At 67.4% G+C, this 22,625-nt stretch carries 18 protein-coding genes; 3 read left to right on the top strand and 15 right to left on the bottom strand.

Annotation, left to right across the window (positions count from 1 at the left end):
• Nucleotides 1-36: 36 nt before the first annotated feature.
• From ASE96_RS06725 to ASE96_RS18780, 6 genes are read right to left on the bottom strand one after another with little or no spacing between them, the layout of a single operon-like run.
• Nucleotides 37-711 (bottom strand): response regulator, encoded by a 675-nt coding sequence (locus ASE96_RS06725; protein ID WP_056427824.1) that lies wholly within the window; start codon nt 709-711, stop codon nt 37-39.
• A complete protein-coding gene (locus ASE96_RS06720) occupies nt 708-3,383 on the bottom strand; it encodes a DUF4118 domain-containing protein (RefSeq protein ID WP_056427820.1) in 2,676 nt (891 codons plus the stop codon). Before ASE96_RS06720 ends, ASE96_RS06725 begins: the two co-directional genes overlap by 4 nt.
• 12 nt (nt 3,384-3,395) lie before the next feature.
• A complete protein-coding gene (gene kdpC / locus ASE96_RS06715; protein WP_056427817.1) occupies nt 3,396-4,025 on the bottom strand; it encodes a K(+)-transporting ATPase subunit C in 630 nt (209 codons plus the stop codon).
• Nucleotides 4,026-4,037: 12 nt separating this feature from the next.
• Nucleotides 4,038-6,164: a potassium-transporting ATPase subunit KdpB gene (kdpB, locus tag ASE96_RS06710; protein WP_056427814.1), complete on the bottom strand. Its 2,127-nt coding sequence runs from the start codon at nt 6,162-6,164 to the stop codon at nt 4,038-4,040.
• Entirely contained in the window at nt 6,161-7,828 is a 1,668-nt protein-coding gene (kdpA, locus tag ASE96_RS06705) for a potassium-transporting ATPase subunit KdpA (RefSeq protein WP_056427810.1), read from the bottom strand. The genes kdpB and kdpA overlap by 4 nt, the downstream gene beginning before the upstream one ends.
• A gap of 7 nt (nt 7,829-7,835) precedes the next feature.
• Entirely contained in the window at nt 7,836-7,934 is a 99-nt protein-coding gene (locus ASE96_RS18780) for a potassium-transporting ATPase subunit F (RefSeq protein ID WP_082492620.1), read from the bottom strand.
• A 382-nt stretch (nt 7,935-8,316) separates the two neighbouring features.
• Between ASE96_RS18780 and ASE96_RS06700 the strand changes: the two genes are divergently transcribed.
• Nucleotides 8,317-10,293: a hypothetical protein gene (locus ASE96_RS06700; RefSeq protein WP_056427807.1), complete on the top strand. Its 1,977-nt coding sequence runs from the start codon at nt 8,317-8,319 to the stop codon at nt 10,291-10,293.
• Nucleotides 10,294-10,405: 112 nt separating this feature from the next.
• Here ASE96_RS06700 and ASE96_RS06695 read toward each other — a convergent pair whose 3' ends face one another.
• Nucleotides 10,406-10,609 carry a cold-shock protein gene (locus tag ASE96_RS06695; protein WP_013599688.1) on the bottom strand — a complete coding sequence of 68 codons (204 nt, stop codon included), beginning with the start codon at nt 10,607-10,609 and terminating at the stop codon, nt 10,406-10,408.
• A gap of 158 nt (nt 10,610-10,767) precedes the next feature.
• On the opposite strand from ASE96_RS06695, the gene ASE96_RS06690 reads away from it, so the two are divergent.
• Nucleotides 10,768-11,511 carry a glycosyltransferase family 2 protein gene (locus tag ASE96_RS06690; protein ID WP_056427804.1) on the top strand — a complete coding sequence of 248 codons (744 nt, stop codon included), beginning with the start codon at nt 10,768-10,770 and terminating at the stop codon, nt 11,509-11,511.
• Between the two features lie 16 nt (nt 11,512-11,527).
• On the opposite strand, the gene ASE96_RS06685 is transcribed toward ASE96_RS06690, so the two are convergent.
• From ASE96_RS06685 to ASE96_RS06665, 5 genes are all read right to left on the bottom strand, one after another.
• On the bottom strand, nt 11,528-12,466 hold the full coding sequence (locus ASE96_RS06685; protein WP_082492619.1) for an alpha/beta fold hydrolase: 939 nt from the start codon (nt 12,464-12,466) through the stop codon (nt 11,528-11,530).
• 48 nt (nt 12,467-12,514) lie between these two features.
• Nucleotides 12,515-13,597, bottom strand: a complete 1,083-nt coding sequence (locus ASE96_RS06680) for an alpha/beta hydrolase (protein ID WP_235500157.1) — start codon at nt 13,595-13,597, stop codon at nt 12,515-12,517.
• 67 nt (nt 13,598-13,664) lie between these two features.
• Nucleotides 13,665-16,358, bottom strand: coding sequence for a PEP/pyruvate-binding domain-containing protein (locus ASE96_RS06675; protein ID WP_056427801.1), 2,694 nt, complete (start codon nt 16,356-16,358; stop codon nt 13,665-13,667).
• A 9-nt stretch (nt 16,359-16,367) separates the two neighbouring features.
• Nucleotides 16,368-16,685: a hypothetical protein gene (locus tag ASE96_RS06670; RefSeq protein WP_056427798.1), complete on the bottom strand. Its 318-nt coding sequence runs from the start codon at nt 16,683-16,685 to the stop codon at nt 16,368-16,370.
• 144 nt (nt 16,686-16,829) lie between these two features.
• Nucleotides 16,830-17,885, bottom strand: coding sequence for a zinc-dependent alcohol dehydrogenase family protein (locus ASE96_RS06665; RefSeq protein ID WP_056427795.1), 1,056 nt, complete (start codon nt 17,883-17,885; stop codon nt 16,830-16,832).
• A 166-nt stretch (nt 17,886-18,051) separates the two neighbouring features.
• Here ASE96_RS06665 and ASE96_RS06660 point away from each other — a divergent pair, with 166 nt between their 5' ends.
• Nucleotides 18,052-18,912 (top strand): 3-hydroxyacyl-CoA dehydrogenase family protein, encoded by an 861-nt coding sequence (locus ASE96_RS06660; RefSeq protein ID WP_056427792.1) that lies wholly within the window; start codon nt 18,052-18,054, stop codon nt 18,910-18,912.
• Nucleotides 18,913-18,929: 17 nt separating this feature from the next.
• Here the strand turns inward: ASE96_RS06660 and ASE96_RS06655 are convergent, their stop codons facing one another.
• Genes ASE96_RS06655 through ASE96_RS06645 form a run of 3 tightly spaced genes read right to left on the bottom strand, consistent with a single transcriptional unit; the run spans nt 18,930 to nt 22,607 of the window.
• Entirely contained in the window at nt 18,930-19,733 is an 804-nt protein-coding gene (locus ASE96_RS06655) for an SDR family NAD(P)-dependent oxidoreductase (protein ID WP_056427789.1), read from the bottom strand.
• Between the two features lie 10 nt (nt 19,734-19,743).
• Entirely contained in the window at nt 19,744-21,306 is a 1,563-nt protein-coding gene (locus tag ASE96_RS06650) for a class I adenylate-forming enzyme family protein (protein ID WP_056427786.1), read from the bottom strand.
• Nucleotides 21,303-22,607 (bottom strand): MFS transporter, encoded by a 1,305-nt coding sequence (locus ASE96_RS06645; RefSeq protein WP_056427784.1) that lies wholly within the window; start codon nt 22,605-22,607, stop codon nt 21,303-21,305. The genes ASE96_RS06650 and ASE96_RS06645 overlap by 4 nt, the downstream gene beginning before the upstream one ends.
• Nucleotides 22,608-22,625: the final 18 nt, after the last annotated feature.

The following is a 22,625-nucleotide window of genomic DNA, read 5'->3' as shown; positions in this document are numbered from 1 at the left end:
GGGCCGGGGCCGGGCAACTGCGGCACCCGGCCGGCGTCAGGGCAGGAAACGGTAACCGATCCCCGCCTCTGTGATCAGGTGCCGCGGAGCGGCGGTCTCCGGTTCCAGCTTGCGGCGGAGCTGGGCCATATACACGCGGAGATAGTTGGTCTCCTTGGCATAAGCCGGACCCCAGACCTCGGACAGGAGCTGCTGCTGGGTGACGAGTTTCTCCGGATTCCGGACCAGCACCTCGAGCATTTTCCATTCGGTCGGAGTAAGCCGGATGTCCTGGCCGTCCCGCGTGACGCGGTGTTTTTCCAGGTCCACGGTGAACGCATCTGTAGTGACTACGGGTTCCTGATCCGGGTCGGCGCTGCGACGCAGCAGGGCGCGCAGCCGCGCCAGGAGTTCATCCAGGCCGAACGGCTTCGTGATGTAGTCGTCGGCTCCGGCGTCCAGGGCCTCCACTTTGTCCTCGGAACCGTGGCGGGCGGACAGCACCAGAACGGGCACCCGGCTCCAGGTCCGGAGTTCCCGGATCACGGAGGTGCCGTCCAAGTCCGGCAGGCCGAGGTCCAGGATAACAAGTGCCAGGGGGTGCTGGGTGGCCGCCAGCAGGGCCGAATGGCCATCAGCCGCGGTGGTCACATCGTAGCCGTGGGCCTGCAGGGTGATCCGCAGGGCCCTGAGCAGATGAGGGTCGTCGTCGACCACCAGGACGGCGGTCATCCGGCGTCCGTTCCGGACGCACTGAGCGGCAGGGTGTGACGCCGGTGGTCCATGGCGGACTGCGGTTCCAGGGGGGCCTGTTGGCGGCGTGTCTCGAAAGGCATGCCGGTGGACAGCGGCAGCCGGATGACCATGGTGAGGCCGCCCCCGGGTGTTGCTTCGGCGGTCAGGCTTCCGCCCATGGCGTCGGTGAACCCCTTGGCCACGGCCAGGCCCAGGCCGATGCCGGTAGTTTGCGGGGCGTCGTCCAGACGCTGGAACGGCCGGAACATTTCCACGACCCTCTCTGCCGGGATTCCCCGGCCGTGATCGATGATGCGCAGTTCTCCTGCCGGGCGGCCTTCGAGGGTAACCGGGCTGAGCCCGCCCCCCGCGCCGACCAGGACGACGTCGGAGTCGGGCGCGTACTTCACGGCGTTTTCGACGACGTTGGCAATGACGCGCTCAAGCATCCCGGGATCCGCGTCGACTTCCGGCATGTTGGCGGGCAGTTCCACCCGGGCACGCCCCTCCGGCACGGCGCGCAGGGCGTCCGGGATGACCTCGTACCAGCGCACGGGCTTGAGCAAGGGGTGGGCGGCGTCGGCGCTGATTCGGGACATATCCAGCAGGTTGCCCACCAGGCCGTCCAGCCGGTCCGAGCATTCCTCGATGGTCGCGAGCAGCTCCTGTTGTTCGTCCGGGGTATACCGGGCGCCGTCGCGGCGCAGGCCGCCGACGGCGAGTTTGATTCCGGCCAGCGGAGTGCGGAGGTCATGGGACACGGCACGGAGGATGGACGTTCGGATGGTATTGCTTTCGGCGAGGCGCAGCATCTGACGGCGGCTGGCCGCGAGCTGCTGGCGTTCCAGTTGGGCATTCAGATGGACTCCGAAGGCCCCCAGCAGGCGCCGGTCACTCGCTGGCAGGATCCGGCCGAACAGCACGAGGCGCGTCGAGGAATCGATCTCTTCAATGTTCTCGCCGTCGGCGCCGCCCCGTTCGGTGTCGCCTGCGGCAAGGTCCCCGGCTGCGGCAAGCAGCCTCCACTTCCGCCCGTTGGCGCCAGAAGCCCCTCCGTCGCTCCGGGAATCAGCGAGGCTGAAGATGGCGGCCCCCCGGACCTGGAAGACGCCTAGTGCCTGCTCCAGGAGGGCCCGGACCGTATCGTCGGCGCCGGATGCACTCCTGGCCAGGTCACTGAGGGTCGTGGCTTCCGCACGGGCGCGGGCAGCTTCCTTGGACCGCCGGGCCGACAAGTCGACAACGACCGCCACGGCTGCCGAAACCCCCACAAACACCAGCAGGGCGAGGAGGTTCTGCGGATCGCTGATGGTGAGGGTCCCGACTGGCGGGGTGGAGAAGTAATTGACGAGCAGGCTGCTCCAGAGTGCGGCGAGGATCGCGGGCCAGAGTCCGCCGACGAGTGCCACCCCGATGGAACCGCTTAGCTGGACCAGCATCACGGTGGCCACGTTGCGCTCAGGGTTCAGGACCAGCAGCAGGAGCTGCAGCACGGCCGGGAGGAGCGCGGCCAGAATGAAGCCGACCGTCACCCGGACGCGGCCCAGATCGCGTTGCCGGGACGGCCGGGTGCCATGCCCGCCCAGCGGGTGGGAAACCATGTGGACGTCGATGTCGCCGGAATCGCGCACAACCCGCGTGCCGACGCCTCCGCCAAGCAGGTTTCCCAGCAAAGCGGAGATCTTCTTGCGCCGGGAGATGCCGACGACGATCTGGGTGGCGTTGACGCTGCGGGCGAAGTCCAGCAGGGCCCCGGCCGGATCCTCACCCGTCACAATGTGGTAACTGCCGCCCAGGTCCTGGATCAGATGGCGTTGGGCTTCGAGCGCCTGGGGGGACTCGCTGGCGACCCCGTCCGAGGCCCGAACGTGTAACGCCAGCAGGTCACCGCCGCTGACGCGGTTGAGGATCCGGGCGCCGCGGCGGATCAGGACCTCCCCTTCAGGGCCGCCTGTCAGGCCCACCACGATCCGCTCCCTGGCCGGCCAGCTTTCCTCGATACCCTGCTCCGCCCGGTACTTGGCGAGGCCCTCATCCACACGGTCGGCCAGCCACAGCAGCGCCAGCTCCCGCAGTGCGGTGAGATTGCCCAGACGGAAGTAGTTCGAGAGTGCCGCATCGATCTTCTCGGGGGCGTAGATCTTTCCGTCGCCCAGGCGCTGCCGCAGCAGCTCGGGGGAGATGTCGACGAGATGGATCTGATCGGCCCGGCGGACGACGTCGTCCGGTACCGTCTCCGCCTGGTGGACGTCGGTGATCGCGCTGACGACGTCGCCCAGCGATGCCAGATGCTGGATGTTAACCGTGGACAGGACGTCGATTCCCGCGTCGAGCAGCTCGTCGACGTCCTGCCAGCGTTTGGGGTTTCGGCTCCCCGGGATGTTGGAGTGGGCGTACTCGTCCACGATCGCCGTTCCGGGTGCCCGGGCGAGGACGGCGTCCAGGTCCATTTCCTCAAATTCGGTGCCCCGGTATGGCATGCGCCTCGGGGGTATGATTTCCAGCCCCTCCAGCAGCGCCCGCGTCTCGCTGCGTCCGTGGTCCATGGCAAGCGCGACGATGACATCCTCGCCGCGCTTGCCGAGCCGGTGCGCCTCTTCGAGCATCTCGTAGGTCTTGCCGACTCCGGGCGCGGCCCCCAGGAAAATCCGCAGCGTTCCACGTGCCATGCCGTCATTCTCTCACTCGGATTGTGCCGGCTGCGACGCTTGCGAGGCCTCAGCGACCGCCAGGTTCAGCGAGGTCACGTTGACGGACGGCTGGCCCAGGAAAGCGAGTAACCCGCTGCTCGTGTGCCGGTCCACCAGCGACGCCACGGCTTCAGTGTCCAGGCCATGCGCCGCGGCCACCCGGGCCACCTGCAGCCCGGCGTATTCCGGCGAGATATCAGGGTCCAGCCCGGACCCGCTTGCCGTGACGGCGTCGGCCGGAACCTCGGACTCGTTGATGCCTTCCGCGGCGGCGACGGTGAACCGGTTCGCGGTGACGGCCTCGAGGAGCTTGGGCTCGTTGGGGCCCAGGTTGCTGGCCGAGGACGATGCCGGGTCCCAGGCGACGGCCGACGGCCGGGCGTGGAACCACCGCGGATCCCGGGCGCCGTTGTCATCGGCGCTGGCCTGGGCAATCAGTGCGGACGCCGCCGGGGCGCCGGCGGCGTCCTTGATGATCGAGCCGTTGGCCTGATAGGGGGCGATCAGCTGTCCGACGCCGAAGACGGACAGAGGGTAGGCCAGTCCGAGGACGAGGGTGGCAAGGACAAGGAAACGCAGGGCGGTTCCTGCCTGGCGGAGATAGCCGGTAAGGATGTTCATGAGGGCGGGCTCCTAGCCAATTCCGGGAATGAGGGAAATGATCAGGTCGATGATCTTGATGCCGATGAAGGGGGCGACGAGCCCGCCGAGTCCGTAGACCAGCAGGTTCCGGCTTAGGGCTTGGTTGGCCGACACGGCACGGTACTTCACGCCGCGCAGGGCCAGCGGGACCAGGGCGATGATGATCAGGGCATTGAAGATCACCGCGGACAAGATCGCCGAGGCCGGCGTGGACAGGCCCATGATGTTCAGCAGCCCGAGGCCCGGGAAGGCCGCAGTGAACAGGGCCGGTACAATCGCGAAGTACTTGGCGACGTCGTTCGCCACGGAAAAGGTGGTCAGCGCGCCGCGGGTGATGAGCAGCTGCTTGCCGATGCCGACGATGTTGATGAGTTTGGTGGGGTCGGAGTCAAGATCCACCATGTTGGCGGCGTCCTTCGCGGCCGGGGTGCCTGAGTTCATCGCGACGCCGACGTCCGCCGCGGCCAGCGCCGGGGCGTCGTTGGTGCCGTCCCCGGTCATCGCCACGAGGCGCCCTGCGGCCTGCTCCTTCTTGATGACCGCGAGTTTGTCCTCGGGGGTTGCTTCGGCCAGGAAGTCATCGACCCCGGCCTCGGCGGCAATCGCCTTGGCGGTGATGGGGTTGTCACCGGTGATCATCACGGTCCGGATGCCCATTTGCCGCAGTTCGGCGAAGCGGGCGTGCATACCCGGCTTGACGACGTCGGCCAGATGGATGGTTCCCAGAATCTCCGCGCGGCCGCCTTTACCCACCTGGGCGACCAGCAGGGGTGTACCGCCCTGGGCCGAGATTTCCTTGACCCGCTGCTCGACCTCCGCCGGGGTGTGGCCGCCGTATTCGGCAACGAAGGCAGCCACAGTGGAAGCGGCGCCTTTGCGGATCTGCAGCCCGTCAAGGTCAAGTCCGCTCATGCGCGTGCTGGCGCTGAAAGGTACCACGGCAAAATCGCCGGAGCTGCGTTCGAGGGTCACCAAATCGGATCCGGTGGCGCCTTTGTCCGCGGCGAGGTCCACGATGGACCGGCCCTCGGGGGTTTCATCCGCCAGGCTGCAGACACGGGCCGCTTCGATGAGCCGGGTCCTCTCCACATGGCTGGCGGGGAAGAAGTTGACGGCGCGACGGTTGCCGTAGGTGATCGTTCCGGTCTTGTCCAGCAGGAGGGTGGTGATGTCCCCTGCGGTCTCGACGGCGCGGCCGGACGTGGCAAGGACGTTGTGCTGGACCAGGCGGTCCATACCCGCGATGCCGATTGCCGGTACCAGGGCACCGATGGTGGTGGGGATCAGGCAGACCAGCAGGGCCACCAACACGATCGGGGACGGGGTGGCGCCGGCCAGTGCGGCGAACGGGGCCAGGGACATGGTGACGGCCAGGAACACGATGGTCAGGGACACCAGCAGCACGTGGAGTGCGATTTCGTTGGGGGTCTTCTGCCGGACGGCACCCTCGACCAGCTTGATCATCCGATCGATGAACGTCTGTCCGGGCTCCGCCGTGATGCGGATGACAATCCGGTCCGAGAGGACCCGGGTGCCGCCGGTGACCGAGGACCGGTCTCCGCCGGATTCGCGGATCACCGGGGCTGATTCGCCGGTGATGGTTGATTCGTCGACACTGGCCAGGCCCTCGATGATTTCGCCGTCCGAGGGGATGACGTCCCCGGCTTCGCAGATCACGACGTCGCCCCGCCGAAGCTCCGTTCCGGGGATCTCTTTGTCGGTGCCGTCGGCTTGCCGGAGCCGGGCCTGGACACCTTTGCGGCTGGCGCGGAGGCTCTCGGCCTGGGCCTTTCCGCGGCCCTCGGCGATGGATTCGGACAGGGTGCCGAAGAGGACGGTGAGCCAGAGCCAGGCGGTGACGGCGATGCCGAACACCGAGGGCCGGTACACCGAGATCGCGGTGCACAGGGCGGCGCCCACCAGCACGGTGAACATGACGGGGGAATGGATCATCTGCCGCGGGGAGAGTTTCCGGACTGCGAGGGGCAGTGCGGCGGCGACGGACCCGAGCGTCAGTTTGGCCGGTGCCTTGGTGTGGTGTTTGTGTTCGCCGGGGGTGCCGAGGGGGTTGCCGTCCGCGTACGTGGCGGCGGCGGTGTCCGTGCTGGACGGGGTCATTTCAGGAGTCCTTCTGCGAGGGGGCCGAGCGCAAGGGCCGGGAAGTAGCTCAGGGCGGTCAGGATCACTGTCACGCCCAGCAGGAGACCGCCAAAAAGCGGGCCGTGAGTGGGGACGGTGCCGGCTGAGGCGGGAATCTTGCCCTGCCGGGCGAGGGAGCCGGCGAGGGCAAGGACCAGGACAATCGGAAGGAAACGGCCCAGCAGCATGGCCAGGCCCATCATGACCGAGAGAAACGGGCCCGAGGTGGTGATGCCGCCGAACGCGGAGCCGTTGTTGTTCGCCCCGGAGGTGAAGGCGTAGAGCACTTCACTGAATTGGTGCGGCCCTGATGCCGGGGCGTTGGCCAAGATGCCCGGCAGCAGGACGGTGATACCGGCCAGCGCGAGCACAAGGGTCGGAGTCACCAGGATGTACATGGCGGCGAGCTTCATTTCCGTCGGGCCGATCTTCTTGCCCAGGTATTCCGGGGTTCGCCCTACCATGAGGCCTGCGATGAAGACAGAAATGATGGACAGGATCAGCAGACCATAGAGCCCGGAACCGGTTCCGCCGGGGGCGACCTCGCCAAGCATCATGTTCACCATGGCGACGCCGCCGGCCAGCGGCGGCAGGGAATCGTGGGCGGTGTTCACGGCGCCGGTGGAGGTCAGCGTGGTGGACGCGGCGAAGATCGCGCCCGGCACCGGTCCGAAGCGCTGTTCAAATCCCTCGCCCAGCCCACCGGCCGCCGCCGTGGCTGTTCCCTGGCCGGAAGCCACGGCCCAGCCCATCAGCGAAACCGATGCCAGCCACAGAGCGCCCATCACCGCGGCCACTGTGTAGCCCTGCTTCTGGTCACCCACCATCCTGCCGAAGGCGTAGGGCAGAGCCGAGGGAATAAGCAGGAGCAGGAACACCTCGAAGAGGCTGATGAGGGCATTGGGGTTCTCGAACGGGTGCGCGGAGTTGGCATTGAAGTACCCGCCGCCGTTGGTGCCGAGTTCCTTAATGGCCTCCTGGGACGCGACCGGCCCACCGGGGATGCTCTGGCTGATTCCCGCCGCCTGGTTGGTGACGTCGGTGGGCCAGAAGTTCTGCACCACCCCGCCCAGGACCATCACCACTGCCGCGACGAACGCGATCGGCAGCAGGATCCGGAACGACGTCCGGGCCAGGTCCACCCAGAAGTTGCCCAGCCGCTGCGTCCTGGTGCGGACGATGCCGCGGATGAAGGCGACGACGACGACGATACCGACGGCGGCGGAGAGGAAGTTCTGCACCGCGAGCAGACACATCTGCACGAAAATGCCGACCGTGGCCTCCGGGACGTAGGTCTGCCAGTTCGTGTTGGTCACAAAGGAAATCGCGGTGTTCATCGCCACCCACGGGTCCACCCCCGGCAGGGAACCGCTGCCCGGGAGGACGCCCTGCAGCCGTTGGAGGGCGAACACGGCCAGAATGGAGACAGCCGAGAACGCCAGAACGCTGCGCAGGTACACGGACCAGGTCTGTTCAGTTCCGGCGTCGACCCCGGCAAGCCGGTAGAACAGCCGCTCCGGCCGACTGGACGTGGTTCCCTCGAAAACCCGGGCCAGGTAGATGCCGAAGGGCTTGTGCAAGGCTGCCAGAACAATGAGAAGCGCCGCCACTTGGACGATGAAGGAAGCGTAGTTGAAGGTCATGATCCGCTCACCATTTCTCGGGATGGATCAGGACCGCCAGAAGGTAGCCGAAGAGGGCTATCCCGGCGATCAGCAGCACGAGCCACATGATCGCGTCGGCGCTCATCGTTCACCCTCCGGCCGGTCCCCGGGACCGCCGACCATCCCGGCCAGGACGTGGCCGATCCACATGACGAACCCCATGGACACCATGAGGATTCCGATAACAGCCAGATCGGCCATTGCAGGTTCCTTTCATCTGCGCCCCGTTTGCGGGGCTAAGTCCAGTCAAGTCCTCCGAAGAGACGAAAGCGTAGGGACTTACGGATCCTTGATGCCGGCGGGCCGAATCTTGACGGATTCTTGACGCTGCCTTGGGGACCTGGCCGAACAGGCGTCAAGGATTCGTCAAGATCAGCCGGTAGCAGGGGAAACCGCGCCGGACCGGTGCTAGCTTCGGCTGTAACCGCAGTGCGGTGCGCCGCAGCGTGCCGCGAGGAAGGCACGATATGACCACCCTGAGCCGCCCGCCGGCAGACCCCTCAGCTCCCCGTCCGCCGCGAATCGCCACGCTGAAGAACTGGCTGCTGTTCGGGCTGCAGGACAGCAAGGGCACCCACCAGGGTCCGGGCGGAGTGCCCACAGCACATGAGAAAAAGCACTCGTGGTGGCAGGTGATGTGCCTGACCGGCGTCGACTATTTCTCCACCCTGGGATACCAGCCGGCGATCGCCGCGCTCGCCGCGGGCGTGATTTCGCCGCTCGCGACCCTCGTGCTCGTCGCCATCACGTTGCTGGGCGCTTTGCCCGTCTACCGGCGCGTGGCGGGCGAGAGCCACCGGGGCGAGGGTTCCATCGCGATGCTTGAGCGGCTGATGCCGCGCTGGGGTGGAAAGCTGTTGGTCCTGGTCCTGCTGGGGTTTGCCGCAACGGACTTTATGATCACCATGACGCTGTCGGCGGCGGACGCCACGGCGCACCTGATTCAGAACCCGGTTGTCCCAGGCTGGCTGCAGGGACAGAACGTGCCGGTCACGCTGTTCCTGCTGGCGATGCTGGGTGCAGTCTTCCTGCGCGGTTTCAAGGAGGCCATCGGCGTCGCGGTCCTGATCGTCGCCGTGTACCTGAGCCTGAACGTCGTCGTGCTGGCCGTTTCGGTCGGTGAGGTGTTCACGCACCCCGTTGCCGTGGACAACTGGTGGCAGGCTATCGCCACGTCGCACGGTAACCCGCTGCTGGCTGTCGGCTTCGCCCTGCTCGTCTTCCCCAAACTTGCGCTGGGCCTTTCCGGATTCGAGACGGGCGTGGCCGTCATGCCGCAAATCCGGGGACGCGCGGGCGATACCGAGGATAACCCGGCCGGCCGCATCGTAGGTACCCGCAATCTGCTGACGACGGCGGCGGTCATCATGAGCAGCTTCCTGATCGTCAGCAGTTTCACCACCGTGGTGCTCATCCCGGAGCAGGAATTCCAGCCCGGCGGGCAGGCGAACGGGCGCGCGCTGGCGTTCCTGGCCCACGAATATCTGGGGGTTGGATTCGGTACGGTCTATGACATCAGCACCATCGCGATCCTCTGGTTCGCCGGGGCCTCCGCGATGGCCGGGCTGCTGAATCTGGTACCCCGGTACCTTCCCCGCTACGGGATGGCCCCTGGGTGGGCCCGTGCCGTCCGGCCGCTGGTGCTCGTGTTTACCCTGGTCGGGTTCCTGGTCACCTGGCTGTTCGACGCCGACGTCGACGCCCAGGGCGGCGCCTACGCCACCGGCGTGCTGGTACTGATGACCTCGGCGGCGGTGGCCGTGACCCTGTCGGCCCGGCGAAAGAGGCAACGCAAACGCACGGCCGGGTTCGGTGCCATCGCCGTTGTGTTCGTGTACACCACCGTTGCCAACATCATCGAACGGCCGGAAGGCATCCGGATCGCCTCGATCTTCATCCTGGGGATCATCGTCATCTCGCTGCTGTCGCGGGTCCGGCGCTCGTTCGAGCTGCACGCCACCCACGTCCATCTGGACCGGGAAGCCCTCGAATTCATGTCCGATGAGCTGGAGGGGCCGCTGCGGATCATCGCCCATGAACCGCTCCGCATGACCGCGGAGGCCTACCGGCAGAAACTGGAGTCCGCTATGGAGGTCAGCCATCTGCCGCTGGATTACGAGGCCCTGTTCCTCGAAGTGGTGGTGGACGATTCCTCCGACTTCGAGACGGAGCTCGTCGTCCGCGGGATCACCCGGCACGGCTACCGGATCCTGGAAGTCCACGGTCCCGTGGTCCCGAACACGATCGCCTCCGTCCTGCTCCACATCCGCGATGTGACGGGCCTGATGCCGCACGTCTACTTCCGCTGGACCGAAGGCAACCCGGTCACCAACCTGCTCCGGTTCCTGGCGTTTGGCGAAGGGGAAATCGCGCCGGTGACCCGTGAAGTGCTGCGGGAGGCGGAACCGGACGTGACCCGGCGGCCGTGGGTCCACGTCGGCTGAACGAGTCACGCCCCCACGACAAACGCCCCTCCCGAGGAAATCCTCGCGGGGGGCGTTTGTGGTCTTGGGGAAAGCATGGCGGCCGGATGGCCGGTGCTGCTATCCGGAGTCCTTAGAGCGGGCGGATGTTCTCAGCCTGCGGGCCCTTCGGGCCCTGGGTGACGTCGAACTCGACCTTCTGGTTCTCGTCCAGGGAGCGGTAGCCGCTGCTGGCGATTGCCGAGTAGTGGGCGAAAACGTCGGCTGACCCGTCATCCGGGGCAATGAAGCCAAAACCCTTTTCGGCGTTGAACCATTTAACTGTGCCTGTAGCCATGCCATATCCTTCTGAAATGCTGCTGATCTCCGGCGGCCCGGAGGCCAACGGCTGCGGAGACATTCGTCCGCTGTTGCCCAACCTACGGGTCCGGGGGCCATGGTGCAAGAGGCCAACGCGGGCATTTCGTCAGGTGCCGGGGCTATAGTCGGGGCACCATGACAACAATCTCGGTGGTTATCCCCACCCGGAACGACGCCGACATGCTCGCCGTCTGCCTCGCAGCGCTCGCGGACCAGACCCGTCAGGCCGACGAAATCGTGGTGGTGGACAACGCCAGCACGGACAACACCGCGGCGGTCTGCGCCGCCGCGGGCGCCCGGCGGATCGCCGTCGAACTCCCCGGCATCGCAGCCTCCACGGCCTACGGCTTCGATGAAGCCCGCTCCGGGCTGATCGCCCGGCTGGACACGGACTCGATCCCGCCGGCCGACTGGCTGGAACGGGTCGAGGCAATCCTTGACACGGCGGGCCCGCTGTCCGCAGTGTCCGGACCCGGGGATTTCTACGGCGAAAACCGGTTCGCCCGGTGGGTGGGCACCAGCGTGTACATTCCCGGATATTTCTGGGCCATCGGCTGGCTGCTGGGCCATCCGCCGCTGTTTGGCTCGAATTTCGCCCTGCGGTCCGAGGTCTGGGATCGGATCCGGGGTTCCGTCCACCGTGGGCTTCCGCGGGTCCACGATGACCTGGACATTTCCTACCAGATCCCGCCCGACGTCAAGGTGATCGCCGACCCCACCCTGCGCGTCCAAGTCTCCGCGCGTCCGCTGGCGGGCTGGGCCGCCGTCGGGCGCCGCCTGTCGATGGCGTGGACCACGTTCAGTGTCGAATTCAAGCAGGAGGGTCCGTTCCGACGCCGCCGCCGGCGGCGGCAATGGGAACGTGACCACGCGGGCTAGGCGGACCTGTACAGCGTTACGAGGATCTGTACAGTGCGATCAGGTCGCGGCTCATCTGGTGCGGCGAGGTCTCACTCGGGCTGTGTCCGCCCCGGTAGACCGCGATGCGGGCGCCGATGGCCTGTGCGAAGCGTCGGTGCAGCGCCAGCGGCCAGAGGTCATGTTCCCCGACGGCGACGAACTTCGGCAGCGGCGCCGCGGCCAGTTCAGTCCTCAGGTCGGGTGCGTGCTGCATCAGTCCGATGATGTCGCGCACGGAGCTCCGGCGGGTGAAACGGAACCGGTGGTTCACGAACCGAATCCGGTTGGGCGGGACGCGCACGACGTTGACCCGGATGCCCCAGATCATCAGGGCGGCGCCGACCCGCGGCCTGATCAGGCCGCTGAACCGGCCGACGCGCTGGACGCCGCGGAAGCTCTGGCCGGGTTCGGGCGGGCAGCTGAGCAGGGTGAGGCTGCGGAATTTTTCCGGGCGCCGGGTGAAAGCCAGCTGGGCGAAGATCGCGGCGAAGGAATACCCCACGACGTGCGCGGGCGCGTCCTCGGCGTCGAGCATGGCGAGAAGGTCGTTGGTGAACAGATCGTAATCGTAGTGCGCGCTGGGCGGCGCGAGGTTTTCGGGGCCTGCCGCGGCGGATTCGTACTGTCCGGCGATGTCGCAGCTCAGGACGTAGTACCCGGCAGCGGCGAGCTCGGGCAGCATCAGCACAAAATCTTCCTTGGATCCCGTGGCCCCCGGTATCAAGAGCACCCGGGGATTTCCCGGTGTGCCCATGGAGAGGGTGGCGAGTGTTCCGCTGGGCGCATCGAAAGTGCCGCGCGCGGCGCCGTCGGGCACGGCGGTCCAGTCCACGTTGTCCAGGGCCGCGTCCCGGCGGGCGGCTTCATCGACCAGCGCTGAACCGAACCCTTCGGGTTCTGGGTCATTCAGTGCGTTGCTGTCGGCAGACACCATGGACTAAACATAGCCCGGTGCGGCTGCGCCGGGGCGGATGGGCCCCGCTCAGGCCACTTTGCGGACGAAGGCGTGGAGCCGGCGGTACACTTCCTGCGATTCCGGGTAGCGGAAGTTCTGCTGCCAGGTGTGTTCAGTGTTCGAGTTGTCCCAGTCGTAGATCAGGCTGTCCACGGGGACGGAATGTTCGCGCAGCCGGGCAATGAAGTTCATGTTGGCGGCGTAGAAGAAGTCCCGCTCCGAGGTGGTCACAAAGACCGGCGGGAAGCGGGAATCCAGCCATTCGATCGGCGAGAGGAAGCCTGCGCCCCTGCGGAGCGAGTCCAACTGGCCGGCCCCGGTGCGGCGGCCGGGCAGCAGCATGCGGATGAAGTTGAGGCTCAGCACGAATCCCTTGTCGAAGAAGACCGAGAAGTCCACCACGCTGCAGTGCTGGACGAGCCCCTTGAAATCGGAGGCGGGCACGGCCGGCGTCAGGCCGTGGTGCTGTGCTAGTTCCGGGCGGAAGCTGGCCGCGGTCACCAGGGCCGCGATCTGGCCTCCGGCGGAGTCTCCGCCCAGCACGATCCTTGACGCGTCGCCGCCGTAGCCGGCGATGTTCTGCCGGACCCATGCCAGGGCGGCGTTGGCATCCGCCAGGACGTGGGCCATCTGGAAGCGCGGGGCCTTCCGGTAGTTCACGTTGACCACCACCATTCCGCCCTCGGCCTGGCTGGCGCAGTATTTGGTCAGCGAGGCTTTGTCCCCGGACGTCCAGCCGCCGCCGTGGAAGTACACGTAAACGGGCAAGGCCCGCGGCGCGCCGGCATCGGCGGCTGTAGGGCCGGCTGCTGCAGTGCCGGTCGGCGGCCGGGGAGCAATGACGTCGAGGCGGTGCGCCCGGATGCCGTCGCCCACGAAATCGATGTCGTGGAAGTACTCGACGCCGGCAATCGGATCGACGTTGAAGCGGGTGTTCTCGCTGGCTTTAACCGAGTGCATCAACACCCGCCAGCTCCACACCGGAACCCGCCGCAGGAGGTTCCTCGCCCGGCGGGCCAGAGCGAACGTGCCGCCGGACTGTTCTGGCCGTTGAATGTATTGCTGGAAGGACGACGCGTGGTGCGGTGGCTGGTGAGCCGGTGTGGTCATCACCCAATTCTATCTGGCACAACTGTGCTACAGCTGTGAGGCCGCCGGCCCGGTCCGCAGCGCGGGATCACGGCGCCTCGTCCACCTTGCCGGCGGCCCCGTCAACAGTGACCGTCTGGCCGGTGTGCAGCCGCGTGGTGGCGTCCGGTACGCCCACGACGGCGGGGATCCCGTACTCGCGGGCCACCACCGCCCCGTGGGAGATCACCCCGCCCATTTCCATCACGAGGGCGCCGGCCGTCAGGAACAGCGGCGTCCAGCCGGGGTCCGTCGAGGGGGCCACCAGGATTTCGCCGGGTTCCAGATGGGCGCCCACCGGATCCAGGATCACCCTGACCCGGCCGGTGGCGGTGCCAGCGGAGGCCGGTGTGCCACTCAGGCCGCCGGCCGCGGGAGACTTCGCCATCATGGCGGCCTCGACGTCGGTGCCGTCGGACAGCAGTATCCGCGGGATGCGCCGGCGTCGTAATTCAGTGTTGTACAGCTGGCGGCGGCCAGCGACGATGCCGTGCAGGTCCGCGCCGCGCAGGCCGACGCGGATCTCGTCAAAGTCCAGGAAGAAGACGTCGTCGGCGGCCGCGACTGTGCCGGCCGCAGCCATCTCGTTGCCGATCAGCAGCAGCTGCCGGTGCATCTCGCCGAGCACCATCACGATGTAGAACTTGGGCAGCTCGCGCAGTCCTGCGAGCTGCCGTACGCGGCGCAGGCTCAGCGCCAGGGCCCGTGCGTGCCACGGACTCCTGGCCCGTGCCCGTTCGACGAGGCTGCGTATCCGGTCCTCCGCATGCTCGGCGGCCCGGGCGAACTGCCGGTCGGGGGCCTGCTCCGGATCCTCAACGCGGAGGTAGTTGGAGATCATGCCGAGGATATGGTCGGGCTCCTCGGACCAGCGGGGCATGCCAAGGTCGATTTCCGCGACGGCGCGGTGGCCGTAGCGGGCGAGGAATCCGCGCACGCCGGACTGGGCCTGGGGCGGCAGCCTGCCGGCGAGGTAGGCGGCGGCCAGCTCCTCTGGCTGTTTCGCCAGGAACTCCCCGCGCGAGACCGGGTCGTCGCCGATGGAGACGGCAAGCTGCCAGAGTTCCAGGTCCATTTCGGTGGTGACGTTGTGGGGGAGGCCCCGGAGCACTGCTTCCAGCTCGCGGGGCTGTGCGATGCCGCGCAGGAGCCGGCGCGCCACGGCCAGCATGATGTAGCCAACGGACGGGCCCGGCAGGGTGGCCTGGATCAGCCCGTTGATTGTCCGGCCAAGAACCTGCTCGGTGTGCTCGAGGCGGAGGGCGGCGCTGGCTGGCTCAGCCAGGACGAGCTCGGATTCGAGCCGTTTCCGGTAGTTCAGCGCCCTGCGCAGCTCAGCGGCGGGCCGGAAAGCGGGCCGGAACATGCCCGGAATGAGCCCCACCATCAGACCGAGGGTGGCTGTCTGCTCGGTGCTGCGGGTGCTTCCTGTGCGCCGGGGCGGTTGCGGGCTGCGGCGCCTTTTCCCGGCGTTGCGGACGGATTCCAGGAAAGAGCGTTCGATGATGCCGAACCTTGGGTCCTCCAGCAGCGCCGGAAGCACGGCTCCGGACCTGCCGTCCGCGAGGGGAAGCATGCGCAGCAGGTAACCGCGGCCGGACTTGTTGCGGACCAGGGCCGTCAGGTCCACGTACATCCGCAGCCCGGGGTTGACGTACCGCCAGGGTCCCTTGCTGTTGCGCATCATCTCCAGGACGGTCAGCCCCAGCGGCGTGATGGGCCGGGTCAGCCCCTGGAAGAGGGTGCCGCACAGGTACACGCGCGTCGGGGCCGCGGCGCCGGCTGCGGCGTCCTCGGGCGCGGGCTCGGGCAGCGGATACAGCGTGGTGATCGGGCGTGACTGGGTGAGCCAGATCCTGCCCCCGGCATCGATGGCCCATTCGATGTCCTGCGGCGCCCCGAAGAGCCGCTGGACGCCGTCCCCCAGCGCGGTGAGTTCCCGGAGCTGCGGGCCGGCCAGGCTTGGAATCCGTCCGGGTTCCGGCCCTCCCGGCGTATGCAGCGTCACCCGGGCGGAGGCTGTCTCCAGCACGAACTGGTCCGGGTTGACGGCTCCCGAGACAACGGCCTGGCCGGTGCCCGGGCTAGCGTTGATCACCGTTTCCGTCCGCTTCCCAGTGACGGGGTTTGCCGTGAACAGAACCCCCGCGGTCTCAGCGTCCACCATGACCTGGACGACGACGGCGAGCCCCACGTCCCGATTGCTGATCCCGTTGGCGGACCGGTACGCCACCGCGCGTTCGGTCCAGAGCGATGCCCAGCAGCGACGGACCGCCTCCACCACGGCGTCGGCTCCGGTGACATCGAGGTAGGAGTCCTGCTGGCCCGCGAAGCTGGCGAAAGGCAGGTCCTCAGCCGTGGCCGAGGACCGGACCGCCACCGGAACGGTTCCGCCCAGTTCCTCGTACGTTTTCCGGACGGCGGCATCCACCTCGGGTGGAATCGGCGCTTCCTCGATCAGCCTCCTGGCCTGTCCGGCAACGGTGCCCAGGGTGCCCGGCGCCGGGGCCGCCGCTCCGGCCCCGGCCGCGTCGAGGTCGGCGGCGAGGGCCCCGAGTCCGGGCGGTGCCGCCAGTTCATAGGCAGCGGTGGTCAGGCAGAACCCGCGCGGGACGGGCAAACCGGCCGCCACGAGCTTGCCGAGGTTCAGGGCTTTGCCGCCCACCAGCCGCAAGGGTGCAGCGCCGGTCCCGCGGAGGTCCAGCACTAGGGGATCTTCCAGGGCCCTCTGCATCGAGTCCATGGCGCGCCGCTACGGGTTGATCGTTGAATCGCCGGTGTCCTCCCACATCACGTCCAGGTTTCGGAACACCGGTGGCCCGTCGCAGAGGGCCGCAAACCTGGCGGCGAAGTCGGAAGTCTCCGGCCGGTTGGAGTTCTCCATGGCCGAATCGTAGGAATCGAATTCGACAATGGTGAGATACGTTCCGGGGCGGTCGCGGTCCGCGGTGGCTAGGATCCGGCGGAACGTGGGAGCGGTGCTTCCTTCGGTCCTGGACGGCCGGCCCAGTGCTTCGATTTCCTCGATGCGGGCGGTCTGGAATTCGATGATTTGCACGAACCTGGCCATGACGGCTCCTCGACGGCGGCGGATGCTGATGCGCTTCACGCTAGACCCGGTGCCCGTCGCAGGACAAGGGGCAGGGGGAGGGGCGCTGCGGGAGGCCGCGCAACGCCCGCGCGACCTCCTTGCGCCGCCGTCGTCCGGCGGGGGTCAGGGCGTCAGCAGGACTTTGATGGCGCGGCGTTCGTCCATGGCGCGGTAGGCTTCCGGCGCTTCCTCCAGCGGCATCACGACGTCGAAGACGCGGCCCGGGTTGATGGTGCCGTCGAGGACGTCCGCCAGCAGTTCCGGGATGTAGGTCCGCGCCGGGGCCATGCCGCCGCCGATGGAGATGTTGGTGTCGAACAGGTAGCGCAGCGGAACCTCGCTGCCGCCGGTGGGGACCCCGACAAAGCCCAGCGCGCCGCCCGGACGGGTGCTGTGCAGCGCCTGCTCCATGGATTCCTTGGTCCCGACACACTCAAGCACGGAATCGGCCAGTACGCCGCCCAGGAGTTCGCGGACCTTGGCGACGCCGTCGGCGCCGCGTTCTTCCACAATGTCGGTGGCGCCGAACTCGCGGGCGATCGCCTGCCGGTCCGCGTGGCGTGACATCGCGATGATGCGCTCCGCCCCGAGCCGCTTGGCGGCCAGGACGCCGCAGAGTCCGACGGCGCCGTCGCCCACCACCACAACGGTGCGGCCGGGGCCGGCTTTCGCGGCGAGGGCTGCGTGGTGGCCGGTGGCCATCACATCGGAGAGCGTCAGCAGGCTCTTGCGGAGGGCGTCGTCCGGTTCGGTGATGCCGGGAACCTTGACGAGGGTCGAATCGGCCAGCGGGACCCGGACCGCCTGGCCCTGGCCGCCGTCGATTGCGTGCCCGGTGTCGTCCTTGCCGCCCCAGCCGGCCAGGTGTTCGCAGGCCACGGTGACACCGTTGCGGCACTGGGGGCAGGCCCCGCAGCTGACCACGAACGGGGCAATCACCAGATCGCCGACCGCCAGGCCGGTGATCCCGGCGCCGATGCTCTCCACGGTGCCGATGAATTCGTGGCCGATCGCGGTGGGCCTGCGGGTGGGCTTCACGCCCCGGTACGGCCACAGGTCCGAGCCGCAGACGCAGGACGCGGTGACTTTCACCACGGCGTCGGTGGGCAGCTGGACGGTGGGGTAGTCGCGGTCTTCGACCCGGATGTCACCGGGGGCGTGGATGATCGTGGCGCGCATGGAGGCTCCTGAGGTTGCGGGGCGGGTTTGGACCGAGTTTAGTCCTCCCTGCCGGCTGGCCCTTGTGCTTCCCGTGGTCCTGCCCTTGTATTGATCGCCAAGGGCACCAGTATGAACTGCACAGACCGGCCGCCGCAGCGTTGGCAGCCTCCTGAAAGGACCTGACATGACTTATGCGCTCCCCGCCAACATCGCGGACCGGCCCATAACAGTCATCGGCGGCGGGACCCTGGGCCGGCGCATCGCCCTGATGCTCTCGCTCCAGGGCGCCGAAGTGCGCGTCTACGACACCAGCCTCGCCGTGGCCAGGGCTGCGCTCGAGTACATTGCAACCCAGCGCCACCGCGCCGTGGAGGAGCTCGGGGGCAATCCGGCGGTGCGGCTCGCGGCGACAGACGATCTAGTGGACGCCCTGCGGGATTCGTGGCTCGTGGTCGAGTCGGTTCCTGACAAGCTCGGCCTCAAGCAGGCGATCTTCGCTGACCTTGACCAGCTGGCCGCCCCGGACGCCGTGCTGGCCAGTAACTCTTCCTCGTTCTCTTCCGCCGAATTCATCGGGGGAGTGAACAGCCCGGAGCGTGTCCTGAACATGCATTTCTATATGCCGCCGGAAGTACGTTCGGTGGAGCTGATGTCCAGCGGCCACACCGATCCCCGGATCATCGAGTTGCTCATGGCCGAGCTGCCCAAATACGCGCTAAAACCGCACCGGGTGCGCAAGCAGAGTGCCGGCTTCATCTTCAACCGGGTGTGGGCGGCGATCAAGCGCGAATCGCTCCTGGTCGTGGCCGAAGGCGTGGCGGAGCCGCAGGACGTGGACGCCTTATTCGCCGACCTCTTCAAATCCGAAATCACGCCTTTCCGCTTTATGGACGAGGTGGGACTGGACGTGGTGCTCGACGTCGAGAACAACTACTGTGAGGCGGCCGGGGTTGAGAACAAATCGGCCCCCATGCTGCAGGAATACATTTCCAACGGCTGGCTGGGGGTCAAGAGCGGCCGCGGTTTCTACAACGACTACTCCTGACCCCGCCCCGCCAAGGTTCAGATCCCCAGCGAAATGCCGCCGTCCACCCGCAGTTCGATGCCCGTGACGTAAGCGGATTCGTCGCTGGCCAGGAAAACGGCGGCGTTGGCCACATCCCAGGCGGTGCCCATATGGCCCATGGGGACCTGGGCGTGCCGCTTCCTGAGCATTTCCTCACGCTGCCCGTCCGCGTAAGCTCCGGCCAGTTCCGCGGATTCCGTGACCATCGGGGTCTCTATGAGGCCGGGAAGGATCGCGTTGACCCGGACGTGCTTCGCGGCGTATTCGGCGGCGGTGGTGCGGCTCAGATGGTTGAGGGCGGCCTTGGAGGAGTAGTAGGTGGAGTACGGGACCCCGGTCCAGCGGATGCCCGCCAGCGAGGAGATGTTGATGATGGATCCGCCGCCCTGGGCCACCATGTGCGGGATGACGTGCTTCATGGTCAGGAAGGGGCCCTTGAGGTTGATGGCGTGGACCCGGTCCCACTCGGATTCGTCCAGTTCCACGACGCCGCCCACCTTGGCGATGCCGACGTTGTTGTCGAGGACGTCGATCCGGCCGAATTCGTCGATGACGCCGGCGACGGCACGGCCCACGGCGGCCGAGTCGGTGACATCGAAGGCGAGGTGCCGTGCGCGGCCGCCCTCGTCCAGGATCAGCCGCTCGGTCTCCTTGGCGGCCGCTTCGTTGACGTCCGTGCACACCACAGTGGCGCCTTCGCGGGCAAAAGCGATGGCGGTGGCCTTGCCGTTGCCCATGCCGGGCGCACTGGATCCGGCACCCACCACGAGGGCGATTTTTCCGTCTAGTCTCTTCGGCATTGCTGTTCTCCTAGATCTTGGTTTTTTCGTCGCGCCAGAAGGCTTCGCGAATGGTTTTTTTGAGGACTTTCCCGTTGACGCTGCGGGGCAGGGAGGGGACGAGGTGCACGGCCTTGGGCGCCCGGATGCTGCCCAGCTCCTGTTTGCAGAGGGCGATGAGTTCCTGTTCCGTGACGGAGCAGTTTTCGTTGAGCTCGACGACGGCGGTGACGGCCTCGCCCCAGTCCGGGTGCGGTGACCCGACCACCGCGCAGTCACGCACCGCCGGGTGGCCCCAGATAACCTGCTCCACCTCGCTCGGGTAGACGTTGAACCCTCCGGAGATGATCAGGTCGCGCCTCCGGTCCGTGAGATGCAGGTAGCCCTCATCGTCGAAGAGCCCGATATCGCCCGTGTGCAGCCAGCCGTCCCGGATCGCCAGCCGGGTCTGCTCGGGATTCTTGTAGTAGCCCTTCATCACCAGGTCGCCCCGGACGCAAATCTCGCCGGGGGTTCCGGGCGGAAGCGCCCTCCCTTCGTCGTCGCGCACTTCGACCTCGACCAATGGGTAGGGGCGGCCGCAGGAAGACAGCCGGGAATCGGGAGCGATGGCGCCGTCGACGAAGTGCTCGTCCGGGCGGAGGAACGTCACGGACGCGGGCGCCTCCATCTGCCCGTACAGCTCCATCATCACCGGACCGATCGCGGTGAGCGCCCGCCGGAGTTTCTCCACTGACATGGGCGCTGCCCCGTAGATGACGTACCGCAGCGAGGACAGTTCCCTCGGCGATTCCTGCAGCACCTCCAGAAGCCGGTAGATGACGGTGGGCGGCAGGAACAGGTCAGTCACCCCGTACTGCTCGATGGCATCGAGCACGGCCTCCGGATTCGCTTTCGGAAGCACGACGACGGTGCCTCCCCGGGCGGTGGCGGCCAGGCTGAGCAGCCCGGCGGTGTGGGTCATCGGTGCGGCGGCCAGGTTCACGATCGCGTCTTCGGAACCGTAGTGCGCAGCCATCATCAGGTGGGTCGCGAAGGCCGACAGGCTTCTGTTCGTGTTCATCACCCCCTTCGGCAGGCCCGTGGTGCCGCCGGTCGGGGCCAGCGAGACGACGTCGTCCGGGGAGGGACGGATGGCCGGCTTCGTGGCCGGGTGCGGCGCGGTCCACTCGGCGAAAGGGGTGTCCGCGGGCCCGGCGTCGCCAGGTCCGAACTGGACCCACTGCCTGACGGCGGGGAGGCGGTCCCGCAGATGGCGGGCATCGCCGGCCAGGCTGGAATGGAAGATCACCATTTCCGCGTCGAACGCTACAAGCAGCTGCGCGGTCTCGCCGCTGGGGCTTGCCGGGTTGGCCGGAATCCAGGTCAACCCGGAACGCCAAATGCCCAGGACACAGATCCAGGCGAGCGGATCGTTGGGGGAGAGGACCGCGATCTTGGCCCCGGACGAGAGCCCGGAGGCCAGGAGCGCATTGGCGATCCGGCAGGACAGCTCGCCGGCCCCGCGGAAGGTGTAGGAGGTGGCGCCCTGGACATACGCGACGCCGTCGGGGTTGGACCGCCAGCCCCGGTCAAAGAATCCGATCACGCTCACTGCGGCAGTCCCGTCTTGTAGCTTTCCTTCAGCCTCAGGAAGACGGCCGTGGTGATCGCCGCGAGGATGGTCAGGTACCACCCGAAGACGTCGATCATCTGGGCGTCGGCCAGCCAGGTGGCGACGTACGGTCCGGTGCCGCCGACCAGGGCAACGCCGAGCGCGTAGGGCAGGCCGATTCCGGCGGCCCGAATCCGGGCGGGGAAGAGTTCGCACATCACGGCGGACGTAATGGAGGTGTAGCAGGCCAGCAGCGTCAGGGCCGCCATCTGGACCAGGAGCAGGCTCAGGAAGCTGTTCTGGAGTGAGTTCAGCAGGGGAAGGGTCAGCAGGGTGAAACCGAGGCCGAAGGTCAGCAGCAGGGGTTTGCGGCCGATCCGGTCCGAAAGAATGCCCATAACGGGCTGCAGGATCGCGAAGTAGGACAAGGAGATGAGTCCCACCAGGAGGCCGTTCTTCATGTCAAAGCCGACCGTGATGTGCGCGTACGTGGGCAGGTAGGACGTGAACACGTAGAAGAACAGGGTGGGGGCTGCGTTGATCGCGAAGACCAGGACGCACTCTTTCGGGTGGGTGCGCATGAACTCGAAGACGGAGGGCTTCGGCGCGCGCTGGGCTGCGCCCGGTCCGGAGCCGGGGTCCTCGTCCCCGGTCACCAGGGTTTCCTCGGCGAACCGGCGGATGAACAGGCCGGCTGCCGCGCCGAGGGTTCCGATGGCGAACGGCACACGCCAGCCCCATTCGCGCATGGCCTCGTCCGGCAGGCCCGCGACGAGCAAGGCCACTGAGCCGATCGCGACGAGGTTGCCCAGCGTCGCCCCGATGTACAGGAAGCTCGAGAAGAATCCACGGCGCCCGTCCGGTGCGGATTCCACCAGGAACGTCGAGGACGCGGCAAATTCGCCGCCGGTGGAAAGCCCCTGCAGGAGCCGGGCGAGCACCAGGATCATGGGCGAGAGCACCCCCACCTGGTCGTAGGTGGGGGCAAGGGCGACGAGGAGGCTGCCGATGCCCATGAGCATCACGGTCGCGGTGAGCGCCTTCTTCCGGCCGAAACGGTCGGCCACGATGCCGCCGAGGAAGCCGCCCAGAGGACGCATGAAGAAGCCGACGGCGAAGATCGCCATGGCGCTGAGCAACGGGACAATGGGGTCGCCCATTTTGGGGAAGAACTGGGCGGAAAAGTACAGGGCCAGCATGGAGTAGACGTACCAGTCGAACCATTCAACGATGTTTCCGACGGTGGCGGCCGCCAGTTGGCGTGCCCTGCTGACAGGTGGTGCGGCGGTGATGACGCTCATCCGGTTGCTCCCAGATCC

It is taken from the genome of Arthrobacter sp. Leaf69, from assembly GCF_001422645.1.
Taxonomy (GTDB): Bacteria; Actinomycetota; Actinomycetes; order Actinomycetales; family Micrococcaceae; genus Arthrobacter.
Note: the sequence above shows the minus strand (reverse complement) of the source record. Positions and strands in the feature narration are given on the sequence as shown.